The 17,388-nt window shown below is 55.1% G+C and carries 14 protein-coding genes and 1 tRNA gene; 8 read left to right on the plus strand and 7 right to left on the minus strand.

All coding sequences use genetic code 11. The features are described from left to right. The first annotated feature begins 21 nt into the window (after positions 1 to 21). From HS103_13250 to recN, 5 genes are all read left to right on the plus strand, one after another. Positions 22 to 106 (plus strand) — tRNA-Ser (locus HS103_13250). A gap of 150 nt (positions 107 to 256) precedes the next feature. After that, a complete protein-coding gene (locus tag HS103_13255; protein MBE7513768.1) occupies positions 257 to 1,459 on the plus strand; it encodes an SUMF1/EgtB/PvdO family nonheme iron enzyme in 1,203 nt (400 codons plus the stop codon). Between the two features lie 268 nt (positions 1,460 to 1,727). Then, entirely contained in the window at positions 1,728 to 2,642 is a 915-nt protein-coding gene (locus HS103_13260; GenBank protein ID MBE7513769.1) for an NAD(+)/NADH kinase, read from the plus strand. Then, positions 2,639 to 3,238: a hypothetical protein gene (locus HS103_13265; GenBank protein ID MBE7513770.1), complete on the plus strand. Its 600-nt coding sequence runs from the start codon at positions 2,639 to 2,641 to the stop codon at positions 3,236 to 3,238. Before HS103_13260 ends, HS103_13265 begins: the two co-directional genes overlap by 4 nt. A 19-nt stretch (positions 3,239 to 3,257) precedes the next feature. Continuing rightward, on the plus strand, positions 3,258 to 5,006 hold the full coding sequence (gene recN / locus HS103_13270) for a DNA repair protein RecN (GenBank protein ID MBE7513771.1): 1,749 nt from the start codon (positions 3,258 to 3,260) through the stop codon (positions 5,004 to 5,006). Between the two features lie 154 nt (positions 5,007 to 5,160). Here the strand turns inward: recN and HS103_13275 are convergent, their stop codons facing one another. The 7 genes from HS103_13275 to HS103_13305 all read right to left on the minus strand — a co-directional run bounded on the left by HS103_13275 (position 5,161) and on the right by HS103_13305 (position 11,869). Then, positions 5,161 to 5,568 (minus strand): response regulator, encoded by a 408-nt coding sequence (locus HS103_13275; GenBank protein ID MBE7513772.1) that lies wholly within the window; start codon positions 5,566 to 5,568, stop codon positions 5,161 to 5,163. A gap of 33 nt (positions 5,569 to 5,601) precedes the next feature. Further along, the gene (locus HS103_13280; GenBank protein MBE7513773.1) at positions 5,602 to 6,003 is read right to left on the minus strand and encodes a response regulator; all 402 of its coding nucleotides are present in this window, start codon (positions 6,001 to 6,003) and stop codon (positions 5,602 to 5,604) included. Positions 6,004 to 6,016: 13 nt separating this feature from the next. Then, a complete protein-coding gene (locus tag HS103_13285) occupies positions 6,017 to 7,924 on the minus strand; it encodes a hypothetical protein (protein ID MBE7513774.1) in 1,908 nt (635 codons plus the stop codon). A 147-nt stretch (positions 7,925 to 8,071) separates the two neighbouring features. Continuing rightward, a complete protein-coding gene (locus HS103_13290) occupies positions 8,072 to 8,458 on the minus strand; it encodes a response regulator (protein ID MBE7513775.1) in 387 nt (128 codons plus the stop codon). A gap of 38 nt (positions 8,459 to 8,496) precedes the next feature. Next, positions 8,497 to 8,940 (minus strand): response regulator, encoded by a 444-nt coding sequence (locus HS103_13295; protein ID MBE7513776.1) that lies wholly within the window; start codon positions 8,938 to 8,940, stop codon positions 8,497 to 8,499. Next, complete coding sequence (locus tag HS103_13300) at positions 8,933 to 10,900, minus strand: HAMP domain-containing protein (GenBank protein MBE7513777.1); 1,968 nt, start codon at positions 10,898 to 10,900, stop codon at positions 8,933 to 8,935. The genes HS103_13295 and HS103_13300 overlap by 8 nt, the downstream gene beginning before the upstream one ends. Positions 10,901 to 10,945: 45 nt before the next feature. Continuing rightward, positions 10,946 to 11,869: a substrate-binding domain-containing protein gene (locus tag HS103_13305; GenBank protein MBE7513778.1), complete on the minus strand. Its 924-nt coding sequence runs from the start codon at positions 11,867 to 11,869 to the stop codon at positions 10,946 to 10,948. Positions 11,870 to 12,570: 701 nt separating this feature from the next. Between HS103_13305 and uvrA the strand changes: the two genes are divergently transcribed. From uvrA to HS103_13320, 3 genes are all read left to right on the plus strand, one after another. Beyond that, positions 12,571 to 15,474 carry an excinuclease ABC subunit UvrA gene (gene uvrA / locus HS103_13310; protein MBE7513779.1) on the plus strand — a complete coding sequence of 968 codons (2,904 nt, stop codon included), beginning with the start codon at positions 12,571 to 12,573 and terminating at the stop codon, positions 15,472 to 15,474. Between the two features lie 147 nt (positions 15,475 to 15,621). Then, positions 15,622 to 16,362 (plus strand): hypothetical protein, encoded by a 741-nt coding sequence (locus tag HS103_13315; GenBank protein ID MBE7513780.1) that lies wholly within the window; start codon positions 15,622 to 15,624, stop codon positions 16,360 to 16,362. Further along, entirely contained in the window at positions 16,359 to 17,312 is a 954-nt protein-coding gene (locus HS103_13320; protein MBE7513781.1) for an RluA family pseudouridine synthase, read from the plus strand. The genes HS103_13315 and HS103_13320 overlap by 4 nt, the downstream gene beginning before the upstream one ends. The last annotated feature ends 76 nt before the right edge of the window (positions 17,313 to 17,388 follow it).

Here is a 17,388-nt window from a genome sequence, read left to right on the forward strand (position 1 = left end):
CGCTATAATGGCACAATCACTGGAGAGGTCGCATAGTGGTTTAGTGCGCTCGCCTGGAACGCGAGTTGGGGTAACACCCTCGTGGGTTCGAATCCCACCCTCTCCGCAGCTTTACACCAGCAGCCAAAGGTTGCTGGTGTTTGTTTTTAGGTTTATTCTCGAACTGCCGAAAACAAAAACCATCACACCGCGTCTATAAAACAGGTTAACAGAATCCCCGTTCTTAATTCTTTGTGCTGTGGAGCAGTCAATCCATATGAAAACCCTCACCTCCCCTCTCACCTCAGTCGATTTGCTCTGGGATACTCTTGGTTTTTTACCTGTCCCCGGCGGCAGCGCTCCGATTGGTCTAGAGGAAAAATCCCTTGAACGCTTTTTGAAGGCAAATAGCCCTGACTGGCACAGTTATTACAGCCGAGAAGCGCCTTTTCATCAGGTGACTATCGCACCCTTCCACCTTATGCGTTATGCCGTCACGAACGGACACTATGCCCTTTTTATGGCGCAGGACGGTTATACCAACCCCGACCTCTGGACGCCTGATGGATGGGCTTGGCTGCTGCGTACAAAGCGGACGCAGCCGCTCCATTGGAACACCCCTCAATTTGCTGGCGAAGATCGCCCAGTGGTTGGCGTCAGTTGGTATGAGGCAACGGCATTTGCCCGGTGGGCGTCGCTCCAAACCGGACACAATCTGCGCTTACCCAGTGAGGTCGAATGGGAATGGGCAGCGCGGGGTGAAAACACACGCTCGTTTTACCCCTGGGGTGGCGCATGGGATGCCGCAAAACTGAACAGCGGCTATAGCGACGAGACACATCCAACCATTGGCACGACCACCCCTGTGGGGATGTTTAGTCCGGCGGGGGATGCCCCTTTGGGGCATGGCGAGATGTTGGGGCAAGTTTTCGAATGGATGAATTCTGCCTTCCGCCCTTACCCCTATGACGCTCACGATGGGCGGGAAGATCGCTATGCCCCAGAGATGCGCGTTCGGCGCGGAGGGAGCTGGCTGGATGGCAAATTTGCCCACCGTGTGACAACGCGCTACTACTTCCCGCAGCATTATTCCGATAAAACAGATGGCTTTCGCTTAGCGGCAGGCGGCGACGCGCTCCCCCTTCCGCCTCGTCCCCCCTACGATTTGGTCGTCTATGGGCGGACAACCTTCTGTCCCGATTTGCTCCACACCATCCGCTGGCTGCACGCCTGGAACGTCCCCTATCGCCAACTTCAACTTGATCGTGATGAGGAAGTCGCCCTCCGTCTTGATGCGTGGTTGGGGGCGCGCACTATCCCCACGCTGGTTGTTGCGGCATGGGGCGATGTTCTGCCCATCACCCCTCCTACCGGTGTCGATTTCTCCCACCTACGGAACACAGATCGTGGGGCGATGCTCCATGAGCCAGACGAATCAACCCTTCGTGCCTTTCTCGTGCGGCACGGCTTTTTAACTTAGTATAGATGTCAGCAGGCGATCTTATTGAACTCACCTTACGCAGTTGGCTTTGTTCACCCCATATTCATCGAAAGGGACAGATTGAGGGGGCTTCCCCCTCAAAAAAGTGCATACCCCCTCGCGCAGCGTGAGGGGGGTGAGGGTCTGTGCGTAAAGCAATCTTATCGAGATAAGATCGCCTACCCGAACCTTCTCTTGCCCCCTCAGAACACCCGTGCTATACTTCTGGCGGTATAATCCCTCCCAAAGGGAAAAGGCATCACAATTCATGTTCAAACGGGTGGGGGTATTGGGACATCCGCTGCGCCCTATAACAGCGGAGGTCTGTTCCGAAGTGGCTCAGACCGTTCGCCAGCGGGGGGCAGAGGCGTGGTGCTATACCACATGGGGAGCGGCGGAAATCCGTCCACAGGTTGCCGAATCCGATCTGATCATCGCCATTGGTGGGGATGGTTCGATGCTGCGGGCGGCGCGGTTGGCGGCGCAGTATGATGTCCCTGTATTTGGAATCAACGCCGGGCATTTGGGCTTCCTCACTGAGTCCAGCCTGAGCGAGTGGGATCAGGCGTTAGAGCGCTTATTCAGCGGGATGTATTGGATCGAAACACGGATGATGATCCGTGCTGAGACGTGGCGAAACGACAGCCGCCTGCTTGTTGAAAACGCGCTGAACGATGTTGTCGTCAGTCGTGGTGGAGCGTCCCGTTCAATTTTGGTAGAGACATACATTGATGGCGGCTGGACAACAACCTATAACGCCGACGGTGTAATCATTGCCACCCCCACAGGCAGCACCGCCTATGCCCTAGCAGTGGGCGGTCCCATCTTGCCCCCGGAACTTGCCAATATCTTGGTTATTCCCGTCGCCCCTCACCTAAGTTTGGATCGTCCACTGGTACTGGCGAAAGGGGCGGTGGTTGAACTGCGCATCCCTGATGAGACCATGAGCGAGGCGATGCTGACCGTCGATGGCGAAAACCTGAACCCCTTACGCTCCGGCGATTCGATTGTTGTGCAGGGCAGCGAACACCGCGCTCGTTTTGTCCGTTTGCGAGAGCGGCATTACTTTTACCGTTCGCTGCTGGATCGGCTTGAACCACATGAGCCATCCCGCCGCGCCCGTCAGCCCTATCAACCGCGCCGCGCCCGCCTTGATGCCTTAGCAGAGGACATGCCTTCATGACATTCACCGCCACCCCATCACCCACCAACGCCGATGAGGAAAAGACCTATTGCGCCGTTCATCCAACGGTAGAATCTGGGCTAAAATGCAATAAATGCGGGCGCTATATGTGTACAAAATGCGCCGTCTACACGCCCGTTGGCTACCGCTGCAAACAATGCGTGAATCAGCAGCAGGCGGGCTTTTTTAAGGCGCTCCCAATCGATTATGCCCTTGCGATTGCGGTAGCGCTGGTAGGTGGTCTGCTTGGTGGATTTATCCTTCCGAAGTTGTTCTTGTTCGGGGTGTTGATTCTCTCCTTTCCGGCAGGGATTGGCATTGGGGAGGCGGTTTGGCGGGTGACGAAAAAGCGGCGCGGAAAATACATCCCCCATGCCATTGTGGGGGCAATTCTGGTGGGAGCAATCGCCGCGAATGTACCGGCAATCAGCGATTTTCTTCACTTTTCGCAAGCGGCAAGTGCCAGCGGGCTGCCAGCCCGACAGGTGCAGCAAGTCCAAAACGAATTTCTGAGCATCTTCCTTCGGGATACACTCTTGCCCGTTGGCTTGTTTGCGATTATCGCTTCCGTTGGGGCAGTGGGACGGGTAAAGTAGGACGAAATCAGGATAGGTTATGCTGACGGACATCCGCATTGATCATTTTGCCATCATTGATTCCCTCGAAGTGACGCTCTCACCCGGATTCAACGTGATCACCGGCGAAACAGGCGCGGGAAAATCGATCATCATTGACGCCGTAGACGTGCTGCTTGGCGGGCGTGCCGACCCCGACATGATCCGCGCTGGACAGGAACGGGCGGTCATCGAAGGGACATTTCGCCTTGTCCCGGGCAGCCTTGACGACCTCCGCACTCACTTTGAGGAACAAGGCATCGAGTTCAGCGATGATCTCGTCTTCACCCGCGAAATCCGCGCCAACGGGCGGACGCTGTGCCGCCTGAACGGAAGTACGGTTGGCTTGCCCTTTTACCGCGAGATCGGTCAGCGGATGGTCGATATTCATGGGCAGAGCGAACACCTCTCCCTACTCCGTCCCAAAGTTCATATCTACCTTTTGGATGGTTACGCTAGTTTAGAGGGGCAGCGCCGCGCCTTTGCCGCCCTCGTTGCCGAATTAGGCGACGTGCGTGCCGAGATCGCCCACTTGGAACAAGATGAAGCCACCCTTGCCCGCCGCTTGGACATGCTTAAATTTCAAGTGGAGGACATCCGAGGCGTCGATCCCAAAGTGGGGGAAGACTCCCTCTTAGAGGAAGAATCAAGCCGCCTTGCCAATGCCGAAACCATCCGCACCCTTGCCGCTGAAAGCGCCCACCGCTTGAACCATGACAGCGCTAAACCGACCTCCGCAGTGGATGTCTTGAATCACATTTCGGCGCTCATGCTCAAACTGGTCAAGTTGGATACAACGCTCCAACCCGCCGCTGATCTTGCCGTGACATTGGCAGATCAGGCGGCTGACCTTGCCCGGACGATGCGCCTCTACCTTGAAGGGGTGGAGAGCAACCCGCAGCGCCTCACAGAGGTGGAAGAACGCCTTGATCTGCTCAACCGGCTGAAGAAAAAATATGGCGGGACGTTGGAGGCGGTGATTGCCCACGCCGAGAGCGCGGCGAAGGAACTGGAAGCGATCACGAACAGCGATGTTCGCTTGCAAACGCTCCGTAAAAACGAGGATGCCCTTCTGCACAAGATTGGCAAAGCCGCCCTCTCGCTCAGCGACGCCCGTTTGGTGACGGCGAACAAACTGAGCCAAAAAATTGAACATGAACTTCAAGATTTAAAGATGGAGGGAGCGCGGTTTACCGTTTCGCTCAGCCAAGAGGAAGACCTCATCAACGGCTGTTATGTTCGGGATCGTCGTCTGAAATTTGACCCAACGGGCATTGATCATGTCGAATTCATGATCGCCGCCAACCGGGGTGAACCGCTGCGCCCACTGGCAAAGGTTGCTTCTGGTGGCGAGACAGCGCGGATCATGCTGGCGCTCAAATCCGTCCTTAGCACAGAGGACAAAACGCCAACGCTGATTTTCGATGAAATTGATCAGGGCATTGGCGGGCGTTTGGGGAGCATGTTGGGGCAAAAACTCTGGAAACTTTCCACTGCACATCAGGTCTTGTGCGTAACCCACTTGGCACAGTTGGCGGGCTTTGCCGATGCCCATTTTAGGGTGGCAAAGGCAGTCAAGGGAACCCGTACTGTGACGGCGGTGACGCTGCTTGACGACAAGGGGCGGGTGAACGAGCTTGCCGAGATGCTTGGCGCGGAGACGGTCAGCGCTAAACAGAGCGCCCACGATCTGCTTATGTTGGCGCGGCAGATCAAAGATGGGAAAGGCGTTCAGGCAACCTTGATCTAGGGAGCGTGGTGGGACTTAAAACCCTCTGCCGACCTTTTGCAAGGGCGCATCGTTTGCGCCCACCACCGCTGTTTTTTTGAACGCCACGCACCTTCACCCTGCTTCCCCAACCGCTTGCCCGCTTGGAATCCGTCGCAGCGGTATTCGCCGCCTACTATAACCCATTACCCCAAACAGGGCTGCCGTTCAGCGCCGCCGCGATCTGTTCGGCAAAGCGGAAGAAATTGATCGGCTTCATGATGTAGCCGTTAAAGCCCCGCCGCCGCGCCTCGCCGATTCCTTCAGCGGGATCGGTGCTGGAAATAGCAAGGATGGGAATTTGGCTGTAGTTAGGCGATGCCCGAATCGCCTCATACAAATCATAGCCTGAGGTGTGGTTGGGGAGGATCAGATCGAGTAAGATCAGGTGAATGGGGGCGAGATTCTCTAACTGATAAAGTAAATCGTACCCCGAGCGGCTAACAAACACCTGCGCCCCGCTTGCCTCCAACAGCATCTGCGCAATCACACGATTTTCGGGGTTATCTTCCACGATAAAAATACGCTTGTCTCGGAGCAACATGGCACACACTCGCTTCCGCCTAATGAACCCCCTTCATACAATACGCCAGATCGCTTCCCCTTTCAAAAGGCGCAAGAGCAACTCTGGGAAGGTTCTCTGGTCAATCGGTTTTGCCACACAGCCATTAAACCCCGCCTGTTTTAGCAAGGCAATTTCCTCGTTCATGACACTTGCAGTGAGTGCCACCACCCTCGCTGAGGCATAGGATTCGCTTGCCCGCAGCAGTTTGAGCATGGCAAACCCATCCAGTGGAGTCATGTGGATATCCAGTAAAATCAAATCTGGAGTGATCGGCAGCGCCAGCACACGTGCCATAAAATCGGCGCTGTTTGGGAACATGTAAAGCGTGTACCCTAAGACATTGCCGACAAAAAACTCGAAAACCTCTCGGCTGAGGGTGTCATCCTCAATATACAAAATAATCGCTGAGGGCATTGGATGTTCCTTCCTACCCCGTTCCGATGCTCTGAAGGGTGCGTGCTGTCTCGGCACACTGAATGGGCAGCCACACGTAAAAAGTGGCTCCTTTGCCCATCTCGCTTTCCACCCAAAGCCGCCCCCCTAGCCCTTCGGAAAGGCGCTTGGCAATGGGCAGCCCCAACCCCGTCCCCCCATATTTCAAGCCAGCCCGACTTTGCCGAAAAATCTCAAAGATCGTTTTTTGTTCTTCGTCTTCAATGCCCATCCCTGTATCGGCAACGCGGCACAACACGCCCTCCCCATCGCGCTGCACACGGATGCTAACCGTCCCCTGTTCGGTGAATTTGCAGGCATTGGACACCAGGTTATAGAGGATTTGTCGCGTGCGCTGTTTATCACCCGTTAGGAGGGGCAAATCCTCAGGAATATCGACCTCTAGGCGAACGTCCTTCTTCTTGTCGCGTAAGTAGGTTTCCCCAGCAGCAACGACAAGCCCTAGCTCCTCATGGAGGTTCACATCGGGTTCGATAAAAAACTGGAACGCGCCGGATTCAATCTTGGAAATGTCCAATACATCGTTGATCAGGCTCAAGAGGTGTTCACCGCTGCTGAACGCCTTATCCAGGGCGCTGGTCTGCTTGTCGTTGATCGGACCCATCATCCCCGAACCCACAAATTTCACAAAGTTGAGTATCGCGTTGAGCGGTGTCCGCAGTTCATGAGACATGCTTGCTAAAAAGATCGATTTCACCTGATTGGCTTTTTCGGCAGCATTTTTGGCGGCGCTCAATTCGGCGGTTCGCTCCGCCACTCTTGCTTCCAGAAAGGTATTCATCTCCTTGAGGGCTGTTTCGCTCTGATGGCGTGCCTCAATGAGCAATTCCAAACGGCGTTGCGCCGCCTTCTGTTGGGCAAGCTGCCGCCCCGAACGGTACATCACCGTCCCCGCCACACCTGTCACCAACCACAACAGTCCTAATGCGGTGAACACCGCCGAACGAAACTGCCCGACCTCGGCGTAGAGCAGCCCTTGATTGGTATCGAGATGAAGAACCCAATTCACAGCGGGAACACTCACCTCCGCTTCGTCATAGGCGGGCGTAGATAGTGTCTTTAGATAGGCTTTGTAGTCCCCATCCTTGAGATCAAGAATACTTATAGGCGTTTTTCCGGTTTGACGGGCATAAGCAAGCAAGGCATCTTCCTGCGGATGGACGAAAATTGACCCATCGGCAGTTGTCACATAGATGATTTCACCGTCTGTCGTGTTTTGGCGCAGAATCACCTCCCGAACGAGGGGCAGTACCATATCCACCGTCACCACCCCGCGAAACACACCCTCCCCCCCAAAAAAGGCGCGGGTGGCGCTCATATAGATCAGCCCCGTATCAAAATAAGGGGTGGTAAAAATGGTTTTCCCGCTCCCGGCTTTCCCCGCCACATACCAGGGCTGGGTGTGAAAGTTGTAGGCGGGGGTCGTCCATTCGTAGGTTAGGGTGATCGGTTCGTTCGCGCCTTTCGTTTGATGCACATACGGACCAAAATAGCGCTCCCCGCTGAGAAATGCCTCTGGTTCATACCACGCCCCGATCCCATAAATGATTTCCGCCGGGGCGGAAAGAAGGACACGCCCTAGAATCGTCTCCACCTCGGCGCGATCTTCACGCAGCGGCGCGACAAGGGCGGCGACGGTAGCTGCCAACTGCTCTGCCCGTAAGGCATACCCGCTTAACACCTGAGCCAGTTCCTTGGCACGGTTTTCTTGCCGTTGGTGGGCATCAGCGGTGAGCGTTTGGGCATTCCCTACAGCGTAAACAAGGGCGGCAAGCGTGATGAGACTGGCGAGGATGATAAGGGCAAGCGTTCCCGTTGCCCGCCAAGGGGGGGAGGTGGGCAGCGGTTCAGATAGGGAGTGCGGCAGCGGAGGCTCTGTCATGCGTTGATTCCCCATTGATGATTCGCTCGTAAAGCGTCTGAATCATGACGTTGAATAGGGAGGACAATCACATCCTGAGCGTAGCCGAAAATGCTGTTGGGCGCAAGTCCTAGTGCTTGCTCAAGATGCATCAGTGGGGCGTTAAGGTCAATCACCCTGTGGCGCTAAACGCGCTTCAAGAACCCGCCCCAGACCTGCCAAATCAACGGGTTTAGCAAAGTAGGCGTCAAACCCCGCATTCAAGGCATCTTCGTCAAGATAGGAGCGATCATAGGCGGTGATTGCTACGCAAAACAAGTCTGCTGTAAAGGGGCTTTCTCGAATCACGCGCAGCAGCGTCCACCCATCTTTATCGGGTAGTTTGAGATCGATCACCACCGCCTGATAGCTATTCGCCGCCAACATCGCTTGGGCGTTGGCTGCGTCGGAAACGGTATCAATAATGATATTCCAATGGGCTAATATATGGGCTAATACGGCTTGCGAATCGGGATCATCTTCAACCACCAACACGCGCCGAAGAAGATTGCTCATGGATATCTCGTTTCTACTGCTCGCTTCTGAACTGCCCCTTACAGCCCTTCGGGAAGAAGGGCGGCTAATTCGGGGACAGTAGTCAAAATTGCCAACAAATCGTGGATGAAGGTTTTCACCGTGAATGGCTTGGTTAGGTAGTTGTAGAACCCCGCCTGAATTGCCCGCTCTCGATCCCGCATCATGGCGTGGGCGGTGAGGGCAATCACGGGAATGTGCATCGTTCGTGGGGTGTTCTGCATGGTGATCATAAATTCCCACCCATCCATAACGGGCATGGAGAGATCGCAGATTACAAAACGGGGGCGCACCCGCAGCACAGCGGCAAAACCCTCTTGCCCGTTCGTGGCGGGGTGTACTTCTGCCCCATAATAGGTTAACAGGTGTTGGATAACCCCTAAACTATCGTCCTCATCGTCAATGACAACGACAATCCACCCGGCTAAAAAATTGGGTGGCAACGAAACTGCCCCTTCAGTCATGGTGATCCTCTTTTTTTAGGATAGCAACAGGTACTCGAACTGGAATACGTTGGTTGCTGCCTTTATCCGTAGCGCCGATGTAGGGGAATGTCACAGTGAAGGTGCTGCCTTGCCCAATCTCGCTCTCTAAGGCAATCTGTCCTTTCATGGCAAGGACAAGCCGTTTCACAATTGCCAAGCCCAAGCCTGTCCCGCCATGCTCTCGCTTGGAGGATTGATCGACTTGGCGAAATTCTTCAAAAATGAACTCGCGGGCGTGAAGGGGAACACCAATTCCTGTATCATGGACGCCGATAAACCAATCCTCCTCTGTTTTCCCCAAGCCCCAACTCAAAAATATCGTACCCCGTACGGTAAATTTGAACGCATTGCTGAGCAGATTGACAACAATCTTGGTCAGCGCCTCCGCATCGCTAATAAGCGACTCTGGCAGTTTGGGATCAAGCCATGTTTCTAAAACAAGCCCCTTCGTCTCCCCCAAAATGCTGATCTCTTTGACCCAACGGGCAAGCAGTTCCGCTGGCACAATACGGCGATAACTGAGGTCAAAACGCCCCGATTCAATCCGCGAGAGGTCGAGCAAGTCGTTGATCAAAGCGAGAAGGCGTCTGCTGTTGGCGCTGACCCGCTCTAACATGCCGATTGCCTTTGGCTCAATGGTCACCCCGAAGCCATGCAGCAAAATTTCTGTGTAGCCCACAATGGCGTTCAGCGGGGTGCGCAGTTCGTGGGACATCGTGGCGAGAAATTCCGACTTTAAGCGCGAGCTTTGCTCTGCTTTTTCATTGGCAATCTGAAGATCCACGATCAACTGCTCCCGCTCTCGTTCAATCTGCTGGCGCTGTTTGAGTGTCTCTAAGAAGGTGTTGAACCCCTGTGCCAAATCGCCCACCTCGTCATGGCGATTCACTGGGAGTGGGGAGGGCAATTGCGCGGGATGGGCTTGAAGCTGCTGAAAGCGGGCAGTGACTTGGCGGATGGGAGCAACCGCTGTTCGGCTGACAAAATAGGCTGCTCCGGCTAAGACCCCCACACTGACGATCATCACCCCAAGCGTCCCCTCCGCTACCTGTCGAGAGGGGGCGACCAACTCGCTATACGGCAAGTTATAGGCGATCAGCCACCCAATAGGCTCCACCTTTCGGTAACGGGAGATCAACCGATCATCGGGAAGGGGGTATTCCACCTCGCCCGAACTATTGTTCATTTTGAGCAGACGATCCAGCGGGACGCGCTGTCCGAGGGTGTTTGGATCGGGGTGGTAGATGTAGCGCCCTTTCTCGTCAATCAACCAAAAGGTTGCCGTAGGGCGGCGCTCATCGTACAGGCTGTTTCTGCTGGCGAGATCAGCGGGATCATAACTAAGGGCGATGAAGCCAAGCGGTGTCGGGAGCAGTGTTTGGGCGTCTATCTCGGTGATCAAGGAGACTCCCATAATCACCTTTTGATAGGTTGAATCAGCGACGACATTATCCTCAATACCCGTCCACAACACAGGGCGATCACTGCTGAGCGCTTCGCTGTACAGCCGGTCTCGTATATTGGGACGGATGGTCTGGGAGGTCAGCGTATCGCCCACATGGTAGTGATGCCCATCAAGGCTGAACACATTGATCGCCACCAACCCGGAGATGTTTAGGAAGGAGTTCAGCACATACCCAACGTTCGCCTCTGTAGAAAGGCGCGAAAAAGTGCTGGAACTGGCATTTTTGATCAGGGCGCGAATGTCTTCTGAACCAGAAAGGGCGGTCATCAGCGTTTCCATCTGGTGGATTTTTAGCTGAATTTCTTCCTCCTCCTCAATCAGAATACGCTCGGCAAACGCGCTGGACTCCCGCGCCAGAAGCTGCGAGGAAAGGCTAAAGGTTATTCCACCCACCAAGAGGACAGGGATAATGCTGAGCAGAATCACCATCAAAAAAGCGCGTTGGGTCAGTGTTAGACGTGGTTGGCGCATCATTCCTCCCGTCGGGATTCTGGCGATCTTTTCCTTACCGAAACACGATCACTTCAGGGTTTCGGCAGTGACCACCAGAACATCCACCAAGATCGTGCCAGATAAGGGGTCTCCCTTCAAGCCCTTCACCGCATACTCAATGCCCATGTAGCCTTGTTTCGCCGCTTGTTGGTCAATTGTCGCTATCAATGTTCCGGCACGAATGGCAGCTTTTGCCTCATCCAAAGCGTCAAAACCAACAACCCGAACATCCGTTCGCTTTATCTCCTGAAGGTACTCAATAACGCCAAAAGCCATCACATCGTTCGAGCAAAATACGGCGGCAATGTCGGCGTCTTTCTCAAACATCGCCTTAATGACCATATAGGCTTCATCGATTTTCCAATTTGCCGTTTCCGAGGCAGCAATGGTGATATTTGGATGTTCCTTAAAAGCACGTTCGGCGCCCGCTTTCCGCTGTTGGGCGTTTTTGGCGCTCCGAATCCCTTCAAGAATGGCGACCTTTGTCGGGGTGGTAATCCCTTTGATCAACTCTTGTGCGGAGAGGTACGCCCCTTGTTCATTATCCACGCTGATGAACGGAACGTTCTTCAAGCCAATCGTCTCCGCCGTTTCTGGGTCAAGCTGGTTATCGATGTTTATCACCAGGATGCCGGCGTCTTGTGCTTTCTTAAGGACAGGGATCAATTTTTGAGAATCGCCTGGAGAAATGACAATCGCATCGACTCCAGCGACAATCAGATCATCGACAATCTTAATTTGCTGTTCAATAGATGTTTCCTGCGCGGCTGTTTTAACCACCAAGCGAATGCCAAACTCTTTTTCGGCTTGGCGTGCGCCGCGTTCCATCTCCACAAAAAAGGGATTCGTCAGCGTTTTCATGACGAGGGCAATGGTCAGCGGTTTGGCGGTGGGGTCAGGGCTTGGGGTGGGAGCGGCGCTTGGCGTGCAGCCAAACAAGGCTAGGCTCATCAAGCTGATGAGAAGGATAAAACGAGCTGCCAAACGAGACATAAAACGCTTCTCCTTTGGGGGCAATGATCGCTTGATGATGAGCGCCCTTGTGAATGGTTATTGCATTTAAAATGAATTAAATTAAGAGATTCATAAACAGACACTCTCTATTGTACACGCTTTTTGAGGCTATAAGGCGTATAACAGTCTTGTCGTGAACTTTCACGAGTAGCCCATCAGAAAAATTTCGAAAAGAACCCCTATCGCCCCCTGCCCCCTTTCCCCGCACACAGGGAAAGGGGGAGAGATTCCCTCTGGCTGTTATGGGGTGGGGAAAGCCCCGAAGGGGTGGTTACCTCCTAGCCCGCTGCTTTGGCGGCGGGCGCTCACGCACGGCGATGGGCGCAATGCCTGGCGCCCCTACGAGAATTACACTGTCAACACACCGTAGCGTAGTTCCCGGACAAGCCTTTTAGCGGCGGGATCATGCGTTATCGCGCGTTTTCATTGTGTTTGTACTTAGTTCCCCACCAGGGGAATTTTTGAAAGACCATCGAACGATGGTGGGCGCACACATCGGTACGCCCCGGCAAAGTCAAGTTCACCGCATGCGTTAGACTCCTTGCCCGCATTCCTCTTGCCACAAAACCCGAACAAGTGTACAATCTTTCTTTATCGTCCTCCCTGATTGACGCCCAAAGGACACCCCAAAAACACCTATGGCACAAGATAAAATCATTGTGCGTGGCGCACGCGAACACAACCTAAAAAACGTTAACGTGGACATCCCCCGCAACAAACTGGTCGTGATCACCGGACTTTCTGGCAGCGGGAAATCCTCCCTCGCCTTCGACACCATCTTTGCCGAAGGGCAGCGCCGTTATGTGGAATCTCTTTCTGCCTATGCCCGCCAGTTCGTCGGGCAGATGGAAAAACCCGATGTGGATCAGATCGAAGGGCTTTCTCCGGCGATCTCTATTGACCAAAAAGGCGTCAGTGCGAACCCCCGTTCCACCGTCGGCACGGTCACTGAAATTTACGACTACATGCGGCTGCTTTATGCACGGGTGGGAATTCCTCATTGTCCGGTTTGTGGGGAGCGCGTCGTTGCCCAAAGCGCCCAACAAATGGTCGAGATCATCGAAGGGCTGCCAGAGGGGACACGGCTGCAACTGCTCGCTCCGGTGATCAAAGATCGCAAGGGCAAGCACGATAAAGTGTTTGATGACCTCCGCAAAGGGGGGTTTATGCGGGCGCGGGTTGATGGGGACGTTCATGACCTAGAGGACGATATTAAGCTCGCCCGTTATGAAATGCACACCATTGAAGTGGTTGTGGATCGCCTCATTGTCAAGCACTATGACGATCCCGACAGTGACGACGCCAAGTCTGCCCGCAGCCGTCTGACGGATTCTGTTGAAACGGCATTGGAAATGGGCGAGGGGCTGATCATCCTCAATGACATCAGCGATCCGAAGCACCCGACGGATACGCTCCTCAGCGAAAAGCTCGCCTGTGTTCATGGGCATGGCTCAATCCCAGAGATTGAACCGCGCACCTTCAGTTTCAACAGCCCGCACGGGGCATGTCCCACCTGTCAGGGGTTGGGAATCAAGTTGGAGATTGATCCGGGACTGGTTATCCCCAACCCCGATCTGACGATCAACGAGGGGGTCATTAGCGAGACCGCCTTCCCGCGTGATACGGACAGTGCCAGCATGAATATCCTGCTCACCGTCTGTGAGGCGCATCACATCCCCGTAGATACCCCTTGGCGGGCGCTTAGCGATGAGCAGAAGGTGATTATCCTCAGCGGGACGGGAACACAAAAATACACGATCCACTTCAATGGCGCGGATGGACGCCCGCGCTCATGGACGATGAATTGGGAAGGCATCATCACGATGGTGCAGCGCCGCTATGAGCAGACCGATTCCGATTACATGCGTTGGAAGTATCAATCGCTCATGGCGGAACGCCCTTGCCCCACCTGTGAGGGGGCGCGGCTGCGCCCGGAATCGCTCGCCGTGAAGATTGCCGATCAGAGTATTCATTATGTCAGTCACCTGCCTGTGATCAAGCTGAAAGAGTGGGTGGAGTCGCTGCGTGGGACAAATGGCACGCCCCCCCTTCTGAACGAACGAGAGCGCACGATTGCCTACCAGATTTTGAAAGAGATCGACGCTCGTGTATCGTTCCTGAAGGATGTTGGACTGGATTACCTTTCCATGTCGCGGGCGTCGGGCAGCCTGAGCGGTGGAGAAGCGCAGCGCATCCGCCTCGCCACCCAGATCGGCAGCCAACTGACCGGTGTTTTGTATGTCCTTGACGAGCCATCCATCGGCTTGCATCAGCGCGACAACGCCCGATTGATCAAAACCTTAGAGCGGATGCGCGATTTGGGCAATACCCTTCTCGTTGTTGAGCATGACGACGAGACAATGCGTTCCGCCGATTGGATTCTTGATCTGGGTCCCGGCGCGGGTGAACACGGCGGGCAGATTGTTGCCGAGGGGACACTTGAGGACATTATGAGCCATCCAGAGAGCATCACCGGAGCGTTCCTCTCTGGGCGGCGGCGGATTAACGTCCCTATCATGCGCCGCAAAGGAAGCGGAAAATACATCACCATCAAAGGGGCGCGAGAGAACAACCTGAAGCAGGTGGATGTTTCGATTCCGCTGGGGAAACTCGTCGTCATCACCGGCGTCAGCGGCAGCGGGAAATCGTCGCTGCTGATTGAAATCCTCTACAAGCGGCTTGCCCAAACGTTGAACGGCGCACGGGAACGCCCCGGCGATCACGATTCGATTGAGGGCTTAGAGACAATTGATAAGATCATCAACATTGACCAAACCCCCATCGGGCGGACACCGCGCAGCAACCCCGCCACCTACACAAAAATGTTCGATAACATCCGCGCCCTCTTTGCCGAAATGCCAGAGAGCAAAGTGCGCGGCTATACACAAGGGCGCTTTAGTTTCAATGTGAAGGGCGGGCGCTGCGAGAACTGCGAAGGGCAGGGTGTTCTCCAAATTGAAATGCAGTTTCTCCCCGATATTTTCGTCCCCTGTGATGTCTGTCATGGGGCGCGGTACAACAAAGAGACGCTCCAAGTGAAGTACAAGGGCAAGAACATTGCCGAGATACTCGATATGACGGTTGCCGAGGGGTTGGCGTTCTTCGAGAACTTCCAAACCATTCGCCGCCCCTTGGAGACGCTTGATGGGGTAGGCTTGGGCTATATCCGCATTGGGCAGCCAGCAACCACGCTCTCTGGCGGGGAGGCGCAGCGGATCAAACTGAGCCGCGAACTGAGCAAACGCGGCACGGGGCGCACGCTCTATGTCTTGGATGAACCCTCTGTCGGCTTACACGCCGCCGATGTAGAACGTCTGATTCAGGTTTTGAACACGCTGACCGATCAGGGGAACACCGTTGTGGTCATTGAGCATAACCTTGACATCATCAAGATTGCCGATTGGCTGATCGATATGGGACCGGAAGGCGGGGATCGCGGCGGCGAAGTGATCGCTTGTGGGACGCCGGAAGATATTGTGGCGGCGGCGGATTGCAGCCACACGGGAGCATTCCTTGCCGATTACCTTGTCGGCGTGAAGTGACCTGATGGGAGGGCGGCACATTAGAACCTATCCGTTAGACACTTAGGGCATTCGCCGGGGCGCATACGCATTCGATGCGCCCACACCTCGGCGTTCGGTTTCCCAGAGGAGATACAGTATAATCCCTTCCTGAGAGGGATACTCTGTATGTCAATTCAAAACGAACCACCCATGTTAGCGCCACAAGCGATTCGTGTTTTCGAGGTAGCGGGCGTGCCGTTTCTGCTTCGCCCTCGTGAAATCCCCCTGCTTGGCGGGGTGTTGTACCTGATGATCCGGCTGACAGAGATTGCCTACCCACGCTTACCCGCACCGCTGCGCTGGCTTCTTGGGATGATCTGGTTTATCACCTTCTACGCCTGCGATACCCTGCATAACATTGGGCATATCTTCAGCAGCCGCGCCGTGAACGCGCCGGTGAATGCAGTCTATTTCTTCCTCGGTTTGCAAGTCACCGTCTACTACGAGGAGACAGTCACCCCCGTGCAGCACGTTGGGCGGGCGGCGGGGGGCATCCTTACCTCAGCGCTGCTCACCCTTGAGGGAAACCTGATCTACCGCATTGCCAAACGCATTCCCATTTTGCGCACTCTGGCGCGGACGTGGTATCTGACCAATGGGCTGTACTTGCTCGTCTCTGCCCTCCCGACGCCCTCTTTTGATGGGAGCGTTATCCTCAACCAGCTTGCCACCGCCATCACCGGCGAAGAAGGTCTTGGCGCAGAGGTTGTCCAAACGGTTGGGCTGGCGGCGTCCGGGGCGTTCCTCCTCGTGGGGATGGTTTCCCTTCTGAAGGGGCGTGTGTTGTGGGGCTTGGGCTTGTTCGGCGCGGGGGTTTATGGCATTGCCGATACCTTACTCCTGCGGGGGCGGCGTCCACTTTCGTGAGCATGACACACGATCTCACCTTTACCCCCGGCATTGAGGCAAGCGGCGAACGGCTGGATAAAGTCCTCACCGATTGGCTGAACAGCACCTACGCGCTCTCGCGGGGGCGCGTTCAGCAGTTGATCAAAGAGGATGCCGTGCGCGTCGATGGTAAACCCGTCAAGGCGAGCTACCGTCTTGACGGCGGCGAGGCAATCACGGTGACTCTCCTTGAGGCGATCATCGCCCCCCCAGAGTCCAACGCGCATATTCTCCCAGAGGCGATCCCGCTCACCATTTTATACGAAGATGAACAGATCGTCGCCGTCGATAAACCCGCTGGCATGGTTGTTCACCCTGCCGTTGGGCATGAGCGAGGGACGCTGGTGAACGCCATCCTCGCCCGCTACCCAGAAACCGCCCTTGTAGGCGGCGAAGACCGCGCCGGAATCGTCCACCGGCTGGATAAAGACACCTCTGGTGTGATTCTGATCGCCCGCAGCGAGGCTGCCCGTTTGTTTTTGATGAAGCAGTTCGCCGCACGGACGGTGCAGAAACGCTACCTTGCCCTTGTCGAAGGGCTGCCAGACACAACGACTGGGGAGATCACCGCCCCGCTTGGGCGCGATCCGAATCACCGCAAACAGATTGCCGTCATGCCCACCAACCGAGGCGGACGGGAATCGATCTCCCGTTTTCAAGTTGTCGAACGTTTTGAGGGATTCACCCTTTTGGAATTCTTTCCCAAAACGGGACGCACCCACCAAATCCGTGTTCACTGTGCCTTTATTGGGCATCCCATTGTTGGCGATAAGGTCTATGGGCGGCGTAAACAGAGGATCGCGCTCCACCGCCATTTCCTCCATGCTGAAGCGCTCACCTTCACCACTCCGGCAGGCGCCGTGCTGACCGTGCGTGCTGCCCTCCCACCGGAATTGGAGCGCCTTTTAACCATGTTACGAGGTGAATAAATCACCCTTTTGAGGGGGAAGCCTTCGCAGCCTACCCCCTTCGATGAATACGTCGATGAGTACAGGGAAACACATT

Source organism: Anaerolineales bacterium, assembly GCA_015075625.1.
In the GTDB taxonomy this organism is placed as follows: domain Bacteria; phylum Chloroflexota; class Anaerolineae; order Aggregatilineales; family UBA2796; genus UBA2796.